This window comes from Micromonospora lupini str. Lupac 08 (assembly GCF_000297395.2).
GTDB classification, from domain to species: domain Bacteria; phylum Actinomycetota; class Actinomycetes; order Mycobacteriales; family Micromonosporaceae; genus Micromonospora; species Micromonospora lupini.
In genome coordinates this window covers 5,007,794-5,025,239 of sequence record NZ_HF570108.1, presented here as the reverse complement: position 1 = coordinate 5,025,239, position 17,446 = coordinate 5,007,794, and the positions used below count along the sequence as shown (strand labels likewise).

Below are 17,446 nucleotides of genomic sequence, written 5' to 3'. Positions count from 1 at the left end.
GACGCTGCGTCGACGAACTCCGGCTCCGCACACCCGGCCCGACGTCGCGCAACCGAACCTGACCAATACCGATCATCACGACGCAGCGCAGACCTACCCGCCCGAGGGCCCGCTCCCGCCCGCTACGCGACCAAGATCCCCGCAACTTCAGTGAAACTGCTGCCTCCCGGCGCGCTGAGGCCGCAACTTCAGTGAAGTTGCGCGGATCTTGGCGCGCGGGGCGCGGGCGCGGGGGGCACGGCCCGGGGCGGGGCGCCTGGCGCGCGGGGCGGGGCGCGGGGGTGCGCGGGTCAGGGGGTGGGGAAGAGGCGGGCGTGCAGCGCGGCTGGGTCGGTCACCTCGGGCAGGCCGCGGGCGGCGAGCCAGGCTGCGGCGGCGGCCCCGTCTCCGGCCGTGCGCAGTGTCGCGTCCGGCCAGTCTCGCGCGATCTCGGCCCGGACGGCTGCGGCGAGCGGGGTGTCCGCGGTGAGTAGACCGCCGCCGAGCACGACGGGCGTCGTCGCCCCGCCGGGGCGGATCCGGCCGACGCTGCCGGCGAGGTGGGCGGCGGCCTCGGCGATCAGCGCGGTGGCCACCGGTTCGCCGTCGGTCGCGGCGGTGACGACAAGTGGCGCCAGCCGGGCCAGCTCGATCGGCGGCCGGCGGGTGACTGCCTGGATCGTGGCGTCGACGGTGTCGCGGGGGCGGGGAGCGACGTCGGCGCTGCCCACCAGTTCGGTGAGCACAGCGGTGCCCAGCGTGCCCGGCGCCTGGCCGGCGTCCAGGTCGGCGAGGAGTCGGCGCACCGCCTCGCGGCCGAGCCAGAAGCCCGACCCGGCGTCACCGAGCAGCCAGCCGTGGCCGTCGGCGATCCGGTCGAGCCGCAGGTCGGTGACCTGTGCGGTGATCGCCCCGGTGCCGGCGATGAGGATGGTTCCGTCCGGGGCGGCGGTGCCCGAGGCGTACGCGACCAGGGCGTCGCCGTGCACCTCGTACGGGCAGCGCAGACCGGCGTCGTGCCAGGCCTGGTCGAAGGCGGCCCGCCCGGCCGGGTCGGCGAGCAGCCGGCCGGCTCCGGCGAGCCCGATGGTGCCGGCGGCCACCCGGGTCGGTTCGAGGTCGGTGAGCGCTTCGCGGAGCGCGGTCAACAGCTCGGCGGCGGCGCGTTCGGCACCGTGGCTGGTGGGGTTGCCCCCGCCGGCGCGGCCGGTGCCGAGGCGGTCGCCGGCGAGGGTCAGGGCGGTCGCCCGGGTGGACGTACCCCCGACGTCGAGACCGACCACGACGGTGTCGGACATCGGCACGGGCCTCCTTGCGCTGCGCGGTGCTGGGCCTGTTCATGCTGGTCGGCGCGGTCGCGCGGGGCAACCTGGGGCGAGCGCGGAGGGCTGTGCGCCAGGTAACAGTTTGAAAACTTCGCCCACAGTCTTGACACAGAGGGCCCTTCAGTAAGAACTTTTACCACTAACAGTTAACAGTCTTTTCGGAAAGGTGAGGCGTCCCATGGTTGATCACGAGGTGGACACCGCCGCGGGGACCGCGGTGGTCGACGCCCACGTGACCGACCGGAGGCACTCGCCCTCCGACGGGGTACTGGCCCGGGTGCGCAACGAGCTGGGCGAGCTGACCGGCGCGCTGCGCCGCGTCGCCGACCACGTCCTCAGCGACCCCGAGGCCGCCGCGCGCTCCACAATCGTGGAGCTGGCCGAGCGCAGCGGCACCTCGCCGGCCACCATCACCCGCTTCTGCCGGGCGATGGGCTTCGAGGGGTACGCCGACCTGCGGCTGGGCATCGCCGCCGAGACCGGCCGGGCCCGCTCGGCCGGCTGGACCGTCGACATCGGCCGCGAGATCCAACCGACCGACCCCCTCGCGCGGGTCCTCGACCAGATCATGGCTGCCGACACCCGGGCGATGCACGACACCGCCACGCTGCTCGACCTGGGCGAGGTGGAACGCGCCGCGGTGGCGATCGCGGGGGCCAACCGGGTGAACATCTTCGGCGCCAGTGGCAGCGCCCTGGTCGGCGAGGAGATGCAGTTCAGCCTGCACCGCATCGGGGTGGCCGCCTGGGCCTGGAGCGATGTGCACGAGGGGCTGGCCAGCGCCGCGTTGCTCGGCGTCGGCGACGTCGCGCTCGGCATCTCGCACACCGGCCAGACCCGGGAGACCATCGAGATGCTCGCGGAGGCGGGCAGCCGAGGCGCCACGACCCTCGCCCTCACCGGTTTTCCCCGCTCACCGCTGGCCGAGCTGGCCGACATCGTGCTGCTCACCGCCAGCCAGGCCACCACCTTCCGGCCGGACGCGCTCTCCGCCCGGCACCCGCAACTGGTGGTGCTCGACCTGCTCTACATCGCCGTCGCCCAACGCACCCACGACCGCGCCCACGCGGCCTTCCGGCGTACCGCGCAGGCCGTCGACGGGCACAAGGCCGCGAAAGGGGTCGTCTCATGATCAGCGCCCAGGGGTACGCGGACGCCGTCCGCCCGGTGCTCGACCGCCTCCTCGACTCGGAGGCCGACGGGATCACCCGGGCCGCCGACCTGATCGCCGACAGCCTGCGCGCCGGCGGCGTGCTCCAGGCGTTCGGCGCCGGGCACTCCGAGGCGTTCGCCGCCGAGCTTGTCGCCCGCGCCGGTGGGCTGGTCCCCACCAACCGGCTCTCGGTACGGGACCTGGTGGTGCACGGCGACGCCCCACGCGACGTGCTCGCCGACCCCAAGCTGGAACGCGATCCCTCCATCGCCCACCAGATCTACGCGCTCGCCGCGCCCCAGCCGCGCGACGTGTTCGTGGTGGCGTCCCAGTCCGGCATCAACGGCTCGGTGGTCGAGCTGGCGGCGCTGGTCACCGAGCGCGGTCACCCGTTGATCGCGGTCACCTCGGTCGAGCACACCGCACGGGTGGCGCCACGGCACCCGTCCGGTCAACGGCTCGCCGACCTCGCCGACGTCGTGCTGGACAACGGCGCGCCGTACGGTGACGCACTGCTGCCGCTCGAGGGCGGCGGCGCGGTCTGTGCGGTCTCCTCGGTCACCACGGCGCTGCTGGCGCAGTTGCTGACCGCTGAGGTCGTACGACGGTTCCACCAGGCCGGGGAGGTACCCCCTATCTACCTCTCCGCCAACGTCCCCGGCGGGGACGAGCACAACATCGCCCTCGAGTCGCGGTACGCCGGGCGTCTCCGGCGCACCGCCTGACCCGAAATTCCACAAGGAGAGACGACGATGTCGATTACCCCCGAGCACCCGGCCGCACTCGACCGGCGCACGGTGCTGCGTCGCGCCGCCGCCGTGGGCATGCTCGCCACCCCGGCCATCGGCCTGCTCAGCGCCTGCGCCACGAGCAGCGGCGGTGACAAGGAGAACGAGAAGGCCGCCGAAGGCACCAAGAGCGCGACCAACCCGCTGGGCGTCAAGGAGGACGCACCCATCGAGGTGATCATCTTCAACGGCGGCTACGGCGAGAAGTACGCCACCGACGTGCACGAGCCGCTGTACAAGAAGGCGTTCCCCAAGGCGGAGATCAAGCACCAGTCCACGCAGGCCGTCTCCACCGTCCTGCAGCCGCGGTTCGCGTCCGGCAACCCGCCGGAGTTCGTGAACAACTCGGGCGAGAAGCTGATGGACTTCGGCGCGCTTGTCGCCGACGGTCAGCTCCAGGACCTCACCGAGCTGTGGGACGCCCCGTCGGTCGACGACCCGGCCAAGAAGGTCCGCGACACCGTGGTGCCGGGCACCGTCGAGGCGGGCTCGTTCAACGGCAAGCCGTACGTGCTGTACTACGTCTCCACGGTCTTCGGCATCTGGTACTCGGCCAAGCTGTTCAAGGACAACGGCTGGGCGCCGGCGAAGACGTGGGACGACTTCATCGCCCTGCTCACCAAGATCAAGGCCAAGGGCATCACCCCGTACGGCTACGCCGGGGCGAACGCGGCCTACTACCAGTGGAACGTGATCCTCACCCAGGCCGCCAAGATCGGTGGCGTGGAGGTGCTGAAGAACATCGACAACCTGGAGGACGGCGCCTGGAAGCAGGACGCGGTCAAGCAGGCGGCCACGGCGTGGGCCGAGGTCGGCGCGAAGTTCAGCGACAAGAGCTTCGAAGGGCTCAAGCACACCGACGTGCAGCTGCGGCAGAACCAGTACAAGGTGGCCCTGTACCCCAGCGGTGACTGGCTGGAGGGCGAGCAGAAGCAGGACACCCCGGCCGGCTTCGACTACCAGCTCATGCCGGTGCCGAGCCTCACCGCGTCGGACAAGCTGCCGGCCACCGCGCTGCGGGCCACCGCGGGCGAGGGCTACTTCGTCTCGGCGAAGAGCAAGAACCCCAAGGGCGGCCTGGAGTACATGCGCCAGATGCTGTCCACGGCGGGCGCGAAGGGCTTCACCGAGGTGGTCAAGGCCCCGACCGTGGTCACCGCCGGTTCGGAGGGCTTCGCCTTCCCGCCCGGTGTGGCCAGCTCGCAGGCCGCGCTCAAGGCGGCCGGCCAGGACGTGTTCAACCTGTACTTCGACGGCTGGTACAAGGAGCTCGACACGGAGGCGCGCAGCGCCACCAACGAGCTGATGTTCGGCCGGATCAACGCGGACGCCTTCGTGGAGCGGATCCAGAAGCGCGCCGACGCGATCAAGAAGGACAGCTCGGTCGCCAAGTTCAAGCGCTGATCGATCGGAGCTAGGGTCATGCGGCACGGCAAGTATCCATTCGTGATCGGGTTCCTGTTCGCCCCGGTCGCGCTGTACGTGACATTCGTGATCTGGCCGTACGCGCAGGCGTTCCAGATCTCGATGACCAACTGGCGAGGGCTCTCCGCCCCGCAGTGGGTGGGCTTCGACAACTACCGGAGGCTGCTCGACGACGGCGCCTTCTGGAAGGCGGTCCAGCACCACGGCGTACTGCTGCTTGCCCTGCCGCTGATCACCATCGCCATCGCGTTGTTCTTCGCCTTCCTGCTCAACGTGGGTGGCAAGAGCAGTGGCGGTCAACGCCAGGGGGTCTGGGGGGCGAAGTTCTACCGGGTGGTGTTCTTCTTCCCCCAGGTCCTGGCGGTGGCGATCATCGCGGTGCTGTTCCAGATGGTCTACCGGCCGAACGAGTCGGGTCTGATCAACGGCGTGCTGATGAAGATCGGCCTGGAGCCGATCCTCTTCCTGGTCAAGCCGAACCTGGCCCTCTGGTCGATCCTCGCGGTGCTGGTCTGGCAGGCCGTCGGCTTCTACGTGGTGCTCTTCTCGGCCGGGATGGCCTCCATCCCGGGTGAGATCTACGAGGCCGCGGAGATGGACGGGGCGAGCAGGGTGACGCTGTTCTTCCGGGTCACCCTGCCGCTGCTCTGGGACACCCTCCAGGTCGCGTGGGTGTATCTGGGCATCGCGGCGTTCGACGCGTTCGCCATCGTGGCGGTGCTCTCGGTGGACGGTGGCGGCCCGGACGGTGCCACGACCGTGCTGGCCATGGAGATCTACCGCAACGCGTTCGTCTACTCGAAGTACGGCTACGCCTCGGCGATGGGCGTCGCGTTGTTCTTCCTCACCCTCACGTTCGCGGCGCTGACGCTGCGGCTCACCAAGCGGGAAAGCGTGGAGTACTGATGAACCCCCAGTCGACGCTGCCGCCGACGCCGGCGGCCCTACCGCCGAAGACCGGCGACCCGTCCGCAGCCGGCGGTCGGCGCGACAAGGACCCCCGTTCCGAGGTACGGCTCTTCGCCGGCCTGGGGCACGTCGCGCTCGCCGTGTGGGCGGTGATCGTGATCGTGCCGATCCTCTGGACCTTCCTCGCCGCGTTCAAGAACACCAGCGAGATCTTCAGCAGCCCGTGGACGCTCCCGGCGGAGCTGCGGTGGGAGAACTTCGGCCGGGCGTGGACCAAGGCGCACGTCGGCAGGTACTTCCTCAACAGCGTCCTCGTGGTCGGGTGCAGCACCTTCGGCACCATGCTGCTCGGCTCGATGGCGGCGTACGTGCTGGCCCGCTACCGGTTCTGGGGCAACCGGGCGATCTACTACCTCTTCGTCTCCGGACTGGCGTTCCCGGTGTTCCTGGCCCTGGTGCCGCTCTTCTTCGTGGTGAAGCAGCTGGGCATGCTGGACACCTACCAGGGCGTGATCCTGGTCTACATCGCCTACTCGCTGCCGTTCACGATCTTCTTCCTGGCGGCGTTCTTCAAGACGCTGCCGACCTCGGTCGCCGAGGCCGGGATGATCGACGGGTGCGGGCACAGCCGGCTGTTCTTCCAGGTCATGATGCCGATGGCGAAGCCGGGCCTGATCAGCGTGGCGATCTTCAACATCATCGGGCAGTGGGCGCAGTACCAACTCCCGCTGGTGCTGCTCTCCAACGCCAAGGACAAGTGGGTGCTCACCCAGGGCATCGCCGACATCTCGGTGAACGCCGGCTACGAGGCGGACTGGTCCGGGTTGTTCGCGGCGCTGACCATCGCCATTCTCCCGATGATCATCGTGTACGCGGTCTTCCAGCGTCAGATCCAGGCCGGTCTCACCTCCGGCGCCGTGAAGTAGGCGCTCACCTCTGGCGCTCGTCGGCGTGTGCGTGCCACGAGCGCCAGAGCGCCGCGTACGCCCCGCCGGCCGCGACGAGGTCGTCGTGGCTGCCGATCTCGGTGATCCGGCCGTCGGCCAGGACGGCCACCCGGTCGGCGTCGTGCGCGGTGTTGAGCCGGTGCGCGATGGCGATGACGGTCCGCCCGACGAGCACGGCGGCCAGGGCCCGCTCGGTCCGTCGGGCGGTGCTCGGGTCGAGCGCCGCGGTCGCCTCGTCCAGGATCAGCGTGTGCGGGTCGGCGAGCACCAACCGGGCCAGCGCCAGTTGCTGGGCCTCGGCCGCGCCGAGCTGCCGGGCGCCGTCGCCGAGCGCCGTGTCCAGACCCTCGGCCAGCTCGTCGTACCAGTCGGCGCCCACGGTGGCCAGCGCGGCGCGCATCTGCTCGTCCGAGGCGTCCGGCGCGGCGAACGCGAGGTTGTCGCGTACCGAGCCGATGAACACGTGGTGCTCCTGGGTGACCAGGGCGATCCGCCGCCGGCGTTCGGCCGGGTCCAGGTCGGTGACCGGGCAACCGCCGATGCTGACGACCCCCTGCCGGGGCGCGTCGATGCCGGCCAGCAGCCGGGCCAGGGTCGACTTGCCGGCGCCCGACGGGCCGACGACGGCCAGCCGTTCGCCGGGCTGCACCTCCAGGTCGATGCCGTGCAGCACGTCGTGACCGTCGGCGTACGAGAACCGCGCCGTGCGGACGACGAGCCGCTCGCCCCGCGAGGTGGTCGTGGCGCCGGGCGGCTCCGGGGGCACCAGGCCGACGCCGAGCACCCGGGCGTACGACGCGAACCCGCGCTGCGCCTGCTCCGTCCACTGCAACAGCCGGTCCATCGGGTCGACGGCCTGCTGGAGGTAGAGCGCGGCGGCGACCACCGCGCCGAGCGAGACCCGGTCGGCGGCGAGCAGGTAACCGCCGACGAGCAGGACCATGGCGATGGGCAGCGGGTAGCTGGCCTCCACGGCCGAGAAGAACACGGTACGCAGCGCGAGGGTCGCCCGCCGGGCCTGCCACACACCTGTGACGCGGGCGGTGCCGTGCCGGATCCGGTCGTCGGCCAGCCGCAGCGCCTCGACCGTGCGGGCGCCCTCGGCGGTGGTGGTCAGGGTCTCGGTCAGCTCGGCCGCCGCGGCGCCCTCGGTGAGGTACGCGGAGCTGGCCCGACGCAGGTACCACCGTGTCACCGCCACGATCGACGGCAGCCCGGCCAGCGCCGCGAGCCCGAGCAGTGGATGCAGCAGGAACACCGCTCCGAACAGCAATGTCAACTGCACCGAGGCGATGACGATGACGGGCACCACGTCCCGCACCGTGGTTCCGACGGTCGCCACGTCGATCGAGCTGCGGGTCGCGAGGTCGCCGGAGCCGGCGCGCTCGACGACCGAGACGGGCAGCCCGAGCGTGCGGCTGACGAACTGCTCGCGCAGCTCGGCGACGGCCCGTTCGGCGAAGCGGTGACCGGCGTACTGGGCGTAGCGGGAGAGCAGCGCGCTGACCAGGACGCAGCCGGCGATCGCCAGTGCCAGCCGGTCCACGGTGGCCACTACGGTGCCGGCGGTGACCCGGTCGACGATGGTGCCCAGCAGCCAGGGCGGGGCGAGCCCGGCGAGCGCGGCGGCGCTGTGCAACGCCAGCACAATGCCTACCGCCCGGCGATGCCGGCTGATCAGGTCGCGCAGGGCACGGCGTACGGTGCGGCGGTCCGCGACCGGCAGCCGGGTCACCGGTACGCCTCCTCGGCGTCGGCGGGCCGCTCGGCCACCGGGTCGTCGTCGCCGCGGGCCACCAGGTGCCGGTACCCCGGAACGTATTCGAGCAGGCCCTCGTGGGTGCCGGTGGCGGTGATCCGGCCCCCGCTCAGGAGCGCCACCACGTCGGCGCGGCCGAGCAGCAGCGGCGACGTGGCGAGCACCACGGTGGTCCGCCCGGCCCGGGCGGTCCGCAGCCGATCGGCGATCCGCGCCTCGGTGTGCGCGTCCACGGCCGAGGTCGGGTCCACGAGGATCAGCACCTCCGGCTCGGCGAGCAGCGACCGGGCCAGGCGTACCCGTTGGCGTTGACCGCCGGAGAGCGTCCGGGCCCGGGCGTCCAGCGGAGTGTCCAGCCCGGCCGGGAGGGCGTCGACGATGTCGTCGGCCGAGGCGGTCCGCAGGGCGGTGCGCAGCCGTTCGTCGTCGCTGCCGGGGCGCAGGACGTCGCGCAGCGCTCCGGCGAAGAGGTACGAGTCGTGATCGGCGACCAGGATCCGGGCGCGGACCTCGTCCAGGGCGACCCCGGTCAGCGGTACGCCGCCCCAGGTGGTGTCGCTGACGACGTACCGGCCCAGCCGGTCGGCAAGCGCCACGGCCGCCGCCGGGTCGTCGGCGGCCACCGCGGTCAGCCGGCCGGCGTGCACGGTCAGCCCGGTCACCGGGTCGTGCAGGTCGGCGGGGCCGCTCGGCGCGGCCACCGCGTCCGGGTGTCGCGCGTCGGGAACGGCGGACGGCCACCGGCGACCCGGGCCGCCGACATCGTCGGGGGTGAGCCGGAGCAGGTCGGCGATGCGCTGGGCGGCGACCCGACCCCGGATCAGCTGGTGGCTGCCCTCCATGAGGAACCAGACCGGCACGATCAGGCTCGCGACGTAGCCGTAGACGGCGACGAGTTCACCGACACTGACGGCGCCGGTGACCGCCATCCGGGCCGTCAACCACACCACCACCGCCAGGAACAGGCCGGGGATGGCGACGGTCGCCGCGTCGATCCAGCTGACGACCGCGCCGACGCGGTAACCCTCGGCGCGAAGGTCCTGGGATCGGGCCGCGTACCGTCGGGCGAAGAGGTCCCGGCCGCCCACCCCGGCGAGCACGCGCAGCCCGGCCACGATGTCGCCGGATCGGGCGGTGAGCGCGCCCTGCTGCTTCCGGTAGATCGACTCCGCCCGTTCCAGTCGGCGCAGCAGCGGCCCGACGACAAGCGCGACCGCCGGCACCCCGGCCAGCACGCAGAGCGCGAGCAGCGGCGAGATCGACCAGAGCACCACGGCGATGACCCCGCACGCGACGATCGCGCCGACCCCCGGCCCGGTCAGGGTCAGCACCTGCGCCGTCCAGTCGATGTCGGAACCGCCCACGGTGGCCACCTCACCGGCGGCGGATCGGCGCGGCAGCGCCGCGCCGATCCGGGAGAGCTGACGCAGCAGCACCTCCGCCGAGCGGGCCTTGGCATCTTCGCGGATGAAGGTCATCGTGCGGTGTCGCATGATGCCCAGGTACGACAACGCCATCCCCGCCACGACGACCGCCGCGACCCACAGGGTCAGGGCACGGGTGTCACGGGCGCGCAGGCCGTCGTCGACGGCGTGGGCGATCAGGTAGGGCTGGGCCGAGAGCCCGGTCATCCAGGCCATGCTGAACAGGCTGCCGCGCAGCACCCGCCAGGGCTGGCACCGGACCAGCCACCACAGGTACCGCATCGGACCGCGGGTGTCGGGGGTGCCGGGGTCGGCGTGCGGGATCTGGGGAGGCACCTCGCCACGCTACCGAGCGCCGGGCCGACCCACCGACCTGTTTTCCTGTCGGAGGGGGAAGGCAGAATCACATTCGTGCTGGTGGCGGTGGTGGCGGGCGAGCGTGGTGGGGGAGAGCTGCGTCCGCTCGACGCCGCCGGCCGACCCGTCGGCCCGACCGAGACCGTCAGCGACCTCGCGGCAGCGATGGCCGCACGGGAGGCGACCGAGCACCCGCGGTGGGTCTGGGCCACCGCGGGCGCGATCTACCCGACCCTGCTGCGGGCCGGGGTGCGCGTCGAGCGTTGCCACGACGTCGAGCTGACCGAGGCGCTGCTGCTCGGGCACGCCGGCCGCTGGGGCGAGCCCCGCTCGCTGGCCGCCGCCTGGGGTCGCCTGACCGGCGGGCCGGTGCCGGCCGACCCGCCACCGCGCGCCGCCGCGCCACCCGGGCACGGCCAGGGCGCCCTCTTCGACACGCTGCCCGGCCCGCCGGGCCCGGGCATCGAGGCACTGACCCAGGTGTACGCAGACCAGCTCGCCCGGGTCGCCACCACCGCGCACCCGGGCCGGTTCCGGCTGCTGGTGGCCGCCGAGTCGGCCGGCGCGTTGATCGCGGTGGAGATGGGCGCCGCCGGGCTGCCCTGGCGGGCCGAGGTGCACGACGAGATCCTCGCCGAGCTGCTGGGGGAGCCGTCCCCGGTCGGCGGGCCGCCGCGCCGGCTGGCCGAGTTGGCGTCCCGGATCGCCGACGCGTTCGGCGTGCGCCACCTGCACGCCGACTCCCCGGCCGAGCTGTTGAAGGCGTTCGCCCGGGCCGGGGTGGAGCTGCCCAGCACCCGGGCCTGGGTGTTGCGTGGGGTGGACCATCCGGCGGTGCCCCTGCTGCTGGAATACAAGGAGCTGTATCGGATCTGGACGGCGCACGGCTGGTCCTGGCGTGAGCAGTGGGTGCGCGACGGGCGGTTCCAGTCGGAGTACGTGCCGGGCGGAGTGGTCTCCGGGCGCTGGGCGACCCGGGGCGGTGGCGCGTTGCAGATCCCCAAGGTGATCCGCCGGGCGGTGGTGGCCGATCCGGGCTGGCGGCTGGTGGTCGCCGACGCCGGCCAGTTGGAGCCCCGCGTCCTGGCGGCGGTCTCCGGTGACGCGCGGCTGGCGGCGGCGGGCGGCGCGGGCGACCTGTACGCCGCGCTCGCCCGGGACTCGTTCGGTGGTGACCGTCCCCGGGCCAAGGTGGCCCTGCTCGGCGCCATGTACGGGCAGACCGGCGGTGCGGCGGTGCCGGCCCTGGCGGTGCTGAAACGCAGCTACCCGACGGCGTTCGGCTACGTCGAGGCGGCGGCGCGCACCGGCGAGGCGGGTGGGCTGGTCCGCTCGTGGCTGGGGCGGACCTGCCCACCCGGCTCGGTCGGGCTCGGTGACCCCGACGAGGGGCCGGCCGATCCGGACGCCGCGGCCGATCGGCAGAGCCCTCGGGCGCGGGCCGCCCGGTCCCGGGGGCGGTTCACCCGCAACTTCGTCATCCAGGCCACCGCCGCGGAGTGGGCCTCCACACTGCTGGCCACCCTGCGCACCGAGCTGGCCGGGACCGACGCGGAGCTGGTCTTCTTCCAGCACGACGAGGTGGTGGCGCACTGTCCGGCGGAGCAGGCCGAGGCCGTCGCGGCGGCGGTGCGCCGGGCGGGTGAGCGGGCCACCGCCCTGCTGTTCGGTGACACCCCGGTGCGCTTCCCCCTGGATCTGTCCATCGTCGACTGCTACGCCGACGCGGCCTGACTGGCGGCCACCGCCCTGCCGTTGTCCATTGACGAGACGTCGGTCGCCTCCGCCGCGTCAAGGGCCTGAGTCCTGGCGACAACCCTCTGAAGACCACCCTTGACGTCGGGTGCCCGCACCGGGTGTCGGACGAGGGGGGCACCTCCGCACCGCCCCCTTTGCTCTGCTTAACCCGACGCAACACTTTCGGGCCCTTGGTGTTGCGTCGGTTGAAGCAGAGCAAAGGACGACCCGAACACCTCCGCTACCCCCGGGAGAGCGTTCAATGATCAATTGATCCACCGACGCAGCTGGCTAGTGTGTAACGGTTGCGCTATTTCTCCTTTTTGCCCCGCCACTCGTGCGCGGCCCTCCTCGTTGCAGTGTCCGTAGGAGGGGGCCGGCCGTCACGGTCGATCCCGTGCTTGAGGGGGCGCAGCTGAACCGGATCGCAGGAATGATCATCGCCGCGGGCGGGGGACGCCGCATCGGCGGTCCCGAAGCGCTGCTGCACCAGGGTGAGAAGCCCCTGGTGAACCAGATGATCGACACGATGACCGAGGCGGGCTGCGAGCAGATCGTGGTCGTGCTGGGGGCCGCTGCGGAACAGGTCCGGGAGACCGCCGACCTGGGCAAGGCGACCGTTGTGATCAACAAGGCGTGGGGCACCGGGGTCGGCTCGTCCATCCGCGCCGGTCTGGCCGCCATGGACGACGCGGGGATCGAGGCCGTGGTGGTGGTGCCCGTCGACATGCCGGGCCTGACCGCCGCGGCGGTCCGCCGGGTGGCCGCACTGCCGTACCCGGACGTGCTGGTCTGCGCCACCTACGACGGGCTGCGCGGCTACCCGATGCTGTTCGGCCGCCGGCACTGGCCCGGCATCGCGACCCTGGCCAGCGCCGACGTGGGCGCCCGGCCGTACCTGCTGGCGCACAAGGACCAGATCGTCGACATCGCCTGCGACACGGTGGCCGACGGCAGTCGCGTCGACACCCCGGAGCTGATGGCGCTCTACGGGCTCACGGTCCCGCCCCAGCGGGTCGGAGTCTGAGCGCAGGAGTTTCTCGATCGGTGGCAGCTGAGCAATTCGACACGCCGAGCATCGCGCTGCTGAACTGCCACCGATCGCCGGTCGTAGCCGTTAATCCTGCGGCTGGTCCAGCTCGCCGGTGGCGGCGAGCCGCCGGTACCAGTGCGCGCTGTCCTTCCAGGTGCGCTCCTGGGTGTCGTAGTCGACGCGGATGATCCCGAACCGGCGGTCGTAGCCGTAGCCCCACTCGAAGTTGTCGAGCAGCGACCAGACGAAGTAGCCCCGCACGTCGACGCCCTGCTCGCGGGCGTCCGCCACGGCGGAGATGTGCCGACGCAGGTAGTCGATCCGCAGGTCGTCGTGGATCCGGCCGTCGGCCGACACGACGTCGTCGAAGGCCGCGCCGTTCTCGGTGATCATCAGCGGCTGCCCGGGGTGTTCCCGACCCAGCCGCAGCAGCAGCTCCGTCAGGGCCGGCGGGTCGATGTTCCAACCCATCGCCGTGTACGGGCCGGGCTGCGGCAGGAAGTCGACGTCGTCGGCGCCGACCCACGGCGAGTGCGCCGACGCGCCGTGCCCGTCGGCGTCCGAGCGGGCCGAGTGCCCGTCCCAGGCGCGCACCAGGGTGCTCGAGTAGTAGTTGACGCCCAGCACGTCAAGCGGCACGGCGGCGACCTTCTCGTCGCCCTGGCGGACGAACGACCAGTCGGTGACGCCCGCCGTGTCGGCCAGCAGGTCGGCCGGGTACGCCCCGTTGAGCATGGGGCCGAGGAACGCCCGGTTGGCAAGCGCGTCGATGCGGCGGGCCGCGTCGACGTCCGCCGCCGAGTCCGACGCCGGGCGGATCACGTGCAGGTTCAGCGTCACCGACAGCTCGGCGGTCGGGGCCAGCTCCCGGACCACCCGGCCGGCCAGGCCGTGCGCCAGGTTCAGGTGGTGCACCGCCGCCAGCGCGGCCGCCGGCTCGGTCCGTCCCGGCGCGTGCACGCCGGAGCCGTAGCCCAGGTACGCCGAGCACCACGGCTCGTTCAGCGTCGTCCAGGTGTGCACCCGGTCACCGAGCGCGGCGACGATCCCCGACGCGTACTCCTCGAAGCGCAGCGCCGTGTCGCGCACCGGCCACCCGCCGGCGTCCTCCAGCTCCTGCGGCAGGTCCCAGTGGTACATGGTGGCGACCGGGCGGATGCCGCGCTCCAGCAGACCGTCGACGAGCCGGGAGTAGAAGTCCAGGCCGGCCTGGTTGAACCGGCCGGACCCGCCCGGCTGCACCCGCGGCCAGGAGATCGAGAAGCGGTACGCGCCCAGGCCCAGCTCAGCGATGTGGTCGAGGTCCTGCGGCCAGCGGTGGTAATGGTCGGCGGCCACGTCACCGGTGTCGCCGTTCAGCGTCCGCCCGGGAGTGTGGCTGTAGGTGTCCCAGATGGACGGCCCCCGGCCGTCCTCGGCGGCCGCGCCCTCGATCTGGTACGCCGCCGTGGCCGAACCCCAGAGGAAGCTCTCCGGAAAGGTGCGTGCCGTCATCGTCCTGCTACCTCCGTCCCGGCGACCACACAGTGGTACGCCGACGATTCACCCGCCACCAGCTCCGCGGTGGCCACGCCGTCGCGGAAGCTCACCTCGAACTCCGCGCCCGGCCCCTCGCCGGGCGACGGAATCCGCACCCGTTGCCGCTGCCCCTCCGCCGGGGCGTAGAGGCGCAGGCGCACGCCGTCGGCCCACTCGTAGTCGGGCCGGTCGGAGCGCGCCCCGAACGGAATGACCGCGCCCGGCCGGACGAGCACCGGAAGGCTGTCGAACTCGTGCTTCTCGGTGACCCAGGCCGGGCCGGTGAGCTGCGCGCCGGTCACCAGGTGCGTCCACGTGCCGGCGGGCACATAGTAGGTGACCTGGCCGTCGGCGCTGAGGACGGGTGCGACGAGCACGTCGGAGCCGAGCATGTACTGCCGGTCCAGGTGCGCCGCGGCCGGGTCGTCCGGGAACTCCACGATCATCGGACGCATCATCGGGATGCCGTCGCGGTGCGCCTCCTCGGCCGTCGCCGCCAGGTACGGCATCAGGCTGAGCTTGAGCCGGGTGAAGTGCCGCAGCACGTCGACGGCCTCCTCGTCGTACGCCCACGGCACCCGGTACGAGCCGGAGCCGTGCAGCCGGGAGTGCGAGGAGAGCAGGCCGAACGCGATCCACCGCTTGAAGACGGCCGGGTCGGGGGTGCCCTCGAAGCCGCCGATGTCGTGGCTCCAGTAGCCGAAACCGGACGACGCCAGGGACAGCCCGCCGCGCAGCGACTCCGCCATCGCGACGAACGTCGACTCGCAGTCGCCGCCCCAGTGCACCGGGAACTGCTGCCCGCCGGTGGTGGCCGAGCGGGCGAACACCACCGCCTCGCCCTCGCCCCGCTCGGTCTCGAGCAGCTCGAAGACGGCCTTGTTGTAGAGGTACGAGTAGTAGTTGTGCATCCGCTGCGGATCCGAGCCGTCGTGCCACACCACGTCGGTCGGGATGCGCTCACCGAAGTCGGTCTTGAAGCAGTCGACGCCCATGTCCAGCAGGACCTTGAGCTTGCCGGTGAACCAGCGAACCGCGTCCGGGTTGGTGAAGTCGACAAGCGCCATGCCGGCCTGCCACTTGTCCCACTGCCAGACCGACCCGTCCGGGTTGCGGACCAGGTAGCCGGCCTGGCGGCCCTCCTCGAAGAGGTACGAGCGCTGCGCGATGTACGGGTTGATCCAGACGCACACCTTCAGGTCACGCTCGTGCAGCCGGCGCAGCATCCCCTCCGGGTCGGGGAACGTCGCCGGGTCCCAGACGAAGTCGACCCAGTGGAACTGGCGCATCCAGAAGCAGTCGAAGTGGAACACCGACAGCGGCAGGTCCCGCTCGGCCATCCCGTCGACGAACTCGGTCACCGTCTTCTCGTCGTACGAGGTGGTGAACGACGTGGACAGCCACAGCCCGTACGACCAGGCGGGCACCCGGGCCGGCCGGCCGGTCAGCGCCGTGTACCGGCGCAGCACGTCCTTCGGGGTGGGCCCGTCGATGACGTGGTAGGTCAGGGACTGGCCCTCGACGCTGAACTGGTTCTGCGCCACGACCTCCGAGCCGACCTCGAACGACACGTGCTCGGGGTGGTCCACGAAGACCCCGTAGCCGGCGCTGCTCAGATAGAACGGCACGTTCTTGTACGCCTGCTCGCTGGCGGTGCCGCCGTCGGCGTTCCAGATGTCGACGGTCTGGCCGTTCTTCACGAACGGGCCGAAGCGCTCGCCCAGCCCGTACACCGTCTCGCCGACGCCGAGGGCGAGCCGCTCGTGCACGTGCCGGCGGCCCTCGCCGTCGGTGACGATGCCGACGCTGCGCGCGGTGGACGCGGTGATCAACCGGTCGCCGTGCAGGAACTCCACCCGCCAGCCGTCGATGAGCGCGACCCGGGCGGTCAGCTCGCCGGTGGTCAGCGACGCGGTGATGCCGGTGATGTCGACGGTGACCTGGTGCTCCCCGTCGGTGCTCAGCCCGAAGTGCGGCTCGCGGGGCAGCCCACCGCTGTGGTGACCGATGGTCACCCCGACGACGCCGGGGGCGGGGGAGAAGAACCGGACGGTGACGACGGGCCGGTTGAGGGTGTCGCCCCGCCCGGTGATCTGACCGGCCGGCGCGAAGACGGTGAAGCCGCGCTCGTCCGGCTCGACCGATTCCACCGTGCCGGGGCGCAGCACGCTGACCCCCGGGCGCAGTTGCCAGTACCCGTCGGTGAACTTCACTTCTCGGCTCCTGCCGTGATGCCGCGCGCCAGGGTGCGCTGGAAGATGAGGAAGAAGAGGATGGCCGGCACCAGGCTGATCAACGCGCCGGCGTTTGTCGTCGGGGCGTCCATCAGCCGGTCGCCCTGCAACGACGCCAGCGCGACCGGGATGGTCTGCGTCTGGTTGTCGATGAGCATGACCAGCGGGATGAGGAACTCGTTCCAGGTCCAGATGAAGAAGAAGATGAGCAGCACGGCGAGGGTGGGCCGCAGGTTGGGGAAGACCACCCGCCACAGCACCGTCCACTTGCCGGCGCCGTCGAGCGCGGCGGCCTCCAGCAGCGAGCGCGGGAACGTCCCCAGCACCGAGGCCAGCAGGTACGTGCCGAACGCGCTCTGGATCACCGTGAAGATGATGATCACCGCGAGTCGGGTGTTGTAGAGCCCGACCTCCTTGGCCACGTAGTAGAGCGGGTAGATCAGCGCCTCCTGCGGCAGCATGTTGGCCAGCAGGAACAACCCGACGATCCACAGCCGGCCGCGGACCCGGCCGATGCCCAGGGCGTACGCGTTGAGCAGCGACACGACGACGCCGAGCACCGCCACGGAGCCGGCGATGAGCGCCGAGTTCCACAGCTTGAGGGGGAAGTTCACCTCGGTCCAGTACGTCCGCAGACCCTTGGTGTAGAACTCCGTCGGCCAGCTCAGCGGCCCGCCCGACGAGTAGTCGCCGGGCGACTTGAACGCGTTGAGCAGCATGAACGCGAACGGCACAAGCATGACGAGCGCGCCGACGGTGACCAGGACGAGCACGACCCAGCGGCTGACGCCGCGGTGGTGCCTGTCGCGTACCGGCCGGTGCACCGGCACCGGTGCCGGCGTGAGCGTGACTGCCATG

General features: G+C 71.9%; 13 protein-coding genes. 7 read left to right on the top strand and 6 right to left on the bottom strand.

Going from position 1 to position 17,446, the window contains the following annotated elements:
• Positions 1-290 precede the first annotated feature (290 nt).
• Positions 291-1,277, bottom strand: a complete 987-nt coding sequence (locus tag MILUP08_RS23925; protein ID WP_007462488.1) for an N-acetylglucosamine kinase — start codon at positions 1,275-1,277, stop codon at positions 291-293.
• Positions 1,278-1,482: 205 nt separating this feature from the next.
• Here MILUP08_RS23925 and MILUP08_RS23920 point away from each other — a divergent pair, with 205 nt between their 5' ends.
• From MILUP08_RS23920 to MILUP08_RS23900, 5 genes are read left to right on the top strand one after another with little or no spacing between them, the layout of a single operon-like run.
• Positions 1,483-2,436, top strand: coding sequence for a MurR/RpiR family transcriptional regulator (locus tag MILUP08_RS23920; RefSeq protein ID WP_007462486.1), 954 nt, complete (start codon positions 1,483-1,485; stop codon positions 2,434-2,436).
• Complete coding sequence (locus MILUP08_RS23915; RefSeq protein WP_007462484.1) at positions 2,433-3,182, top strand: sugar isomerase domain-containing protein; 750 nt, start codon at positions 2,433-2,435, stop codon at positions 3,180-3,182. The genes MILUP08_RS23920 and MILUP08_RS23915 overlap by 4 nt, the downstream gene beginning before the upstream one ends.
• Before the next feature lie 27 nt (positions 3,183-3,209).
• Complete coding sequence (gene ngcE / locus MILUP08_RS23910) at positions 3,210-4,649, top strand: N-acetylglucosamine/diacetylchitobiose ABC transporter substrate-binding protein (protein WP_007462481.1); 1,440 nt, start codon at positions 3,210-3,212, stop codon at positions 4,647-4,649.
• 18 nt (positions 4,650-4,667) lie between these two features.
• Positions 4,668-5,576 carry a carbohydrate ABC transporter permease gene (locus MILUP08_RS23905; protein WP_007462479.1) on the top strand — a complete coding sequence of 303 codons (909 nt, stop codon included), beginning with the start codon at positions 4,668-4,670 and terminating at the stop codon, positions 5,574-5,576.
• A complete protein-coding gene (locus MILUP08_RS23900; protein ID WP_007462478.1) occupies positions 5,576-6,505 on the top strand; it encodes a carbohydrate ABC transporter permease in 930 nt (309 codons plus the stop codon). The genes MILUP08_RS23905 and MILUP08_RS23900 overlap by 1 nt, the downstream gene beginning before the upstream one ends.
• A 4-nt stretch (positions 6,506-6,509) precedes the next feature.
• Here MILUP08_RS23900 and MILUP08_RS23895 read toward each other — a convergent pair whose 3' ends face one another.
• Both MILUP08_RS23895 and MILUP08_RS23890 read right to left on the bottom strand, forming a co-directional pair.
• Positions 6,510-8,261: an ABC transporter ATP-binding protein gene (locus MILUP08_RS23895; protein WP_007462477.1), complete on the bottom strand. Its 1,752-nt coding sequence runs from the start codon at positions 8,259-8,261 to the stop codon at positions 6,510-6,512.
• A complete protein-coding gene (locus MILUP08_RS23890) occupies positions 8,258-9,991 on the bottom strand; it encodes an ABC transporter ATP-binding protein (protein WP_202805295.1) in 1,734 nt (577 codons plus the stop codon). Before MILUP08_RS23890 ends, MILUP08_RS23895 begins: the two co-directional genes overlap by 4 nt.
• A gap of 99 nt (positions 9,992-10,090) precedes the next feature.
• Here MILUP08_RS23890 and MILUP08_RS23885 point away from each other — a divergent pair, with 99 nt between their 5' ends.
• Together MILUP08_RS23885 and MILUP08_RS23880 are read left to right on the top strand one after the other, a co-directional pair.
• A complete protein-coding gene (locus tag MILUP08_RS23885; RefSeq protein ID WP_039908687.1) occupies positions 10,091-11,800 on the top strand; it encodes a bifunctional 3'-5' exonuclease/DNA polymerase in 1,710 nt (569 codons plus the stop codon).
• Between the two features lie 436 nt (positions 11,801-12,236).
• Entirely contained in the window at positions 12,237-12,830 is a 594-nt protein-coding gene (locus MILUP08_RS23880) for a nucleotidyltransferase family protein (protein WP_007462474.1), read from the top strand.
• 90 nt (positions 12,831-12,920) lie between these two features.
• On the opposite strand, the gene MILUP08_RS23875 is transcribed toward MILUP08_RS23880, so the two are convergent.
• Genes MILUP08_RS23875 through MILUP08_RS23865 form a run of 3 tightly spaced genes read right to left on the bottom strand, consistent with a single transcriptional unit; the run spans position 12,921 to position 17,445 of the window.
• The gene (locus MILUP08_RS23875) at positions 12,921-14,330 is read right to left on the bottom strand and encodes a GH1 family beta-glucosidase (RefSeq protein ID WP_007462473.1); all 1,410 of its coding nucleotides are present in this window, start codon (positions 14,328-14,330) and stop codon (positions 12,921-12,923) included.
• A complete protein-coding gene (gene yicI / locus MILUP08_RS23870; RefSeq protein WP_007462472.1) occupies positions 14,327-16,567 on the bottom strand; it encodes an alpha-xylosidase in 2,241 nt (746 codons plus the stop codon). Before yicI ends, MILUP08_RS23875 begins: the two co-directional genes overlap by 4 nt.
• Positions 16,564-17,445: a carbohydrate ABC transporter permease gene (locus MILUP08_RS23865; protein ID WP_007462471.1), complete on the bottom strand. Its 882-nt coding sequence runs from the start codon at positions 17,443-17,445 to the stop codon at positions 16,564-16,566. The genes yicI and MILUP08_RS23865 overlap by 4 nt, the downstream gene beginning before the upstream one ends.
• Between the last annotated feature and the right edge of the window lies 1 nt (position 17,446).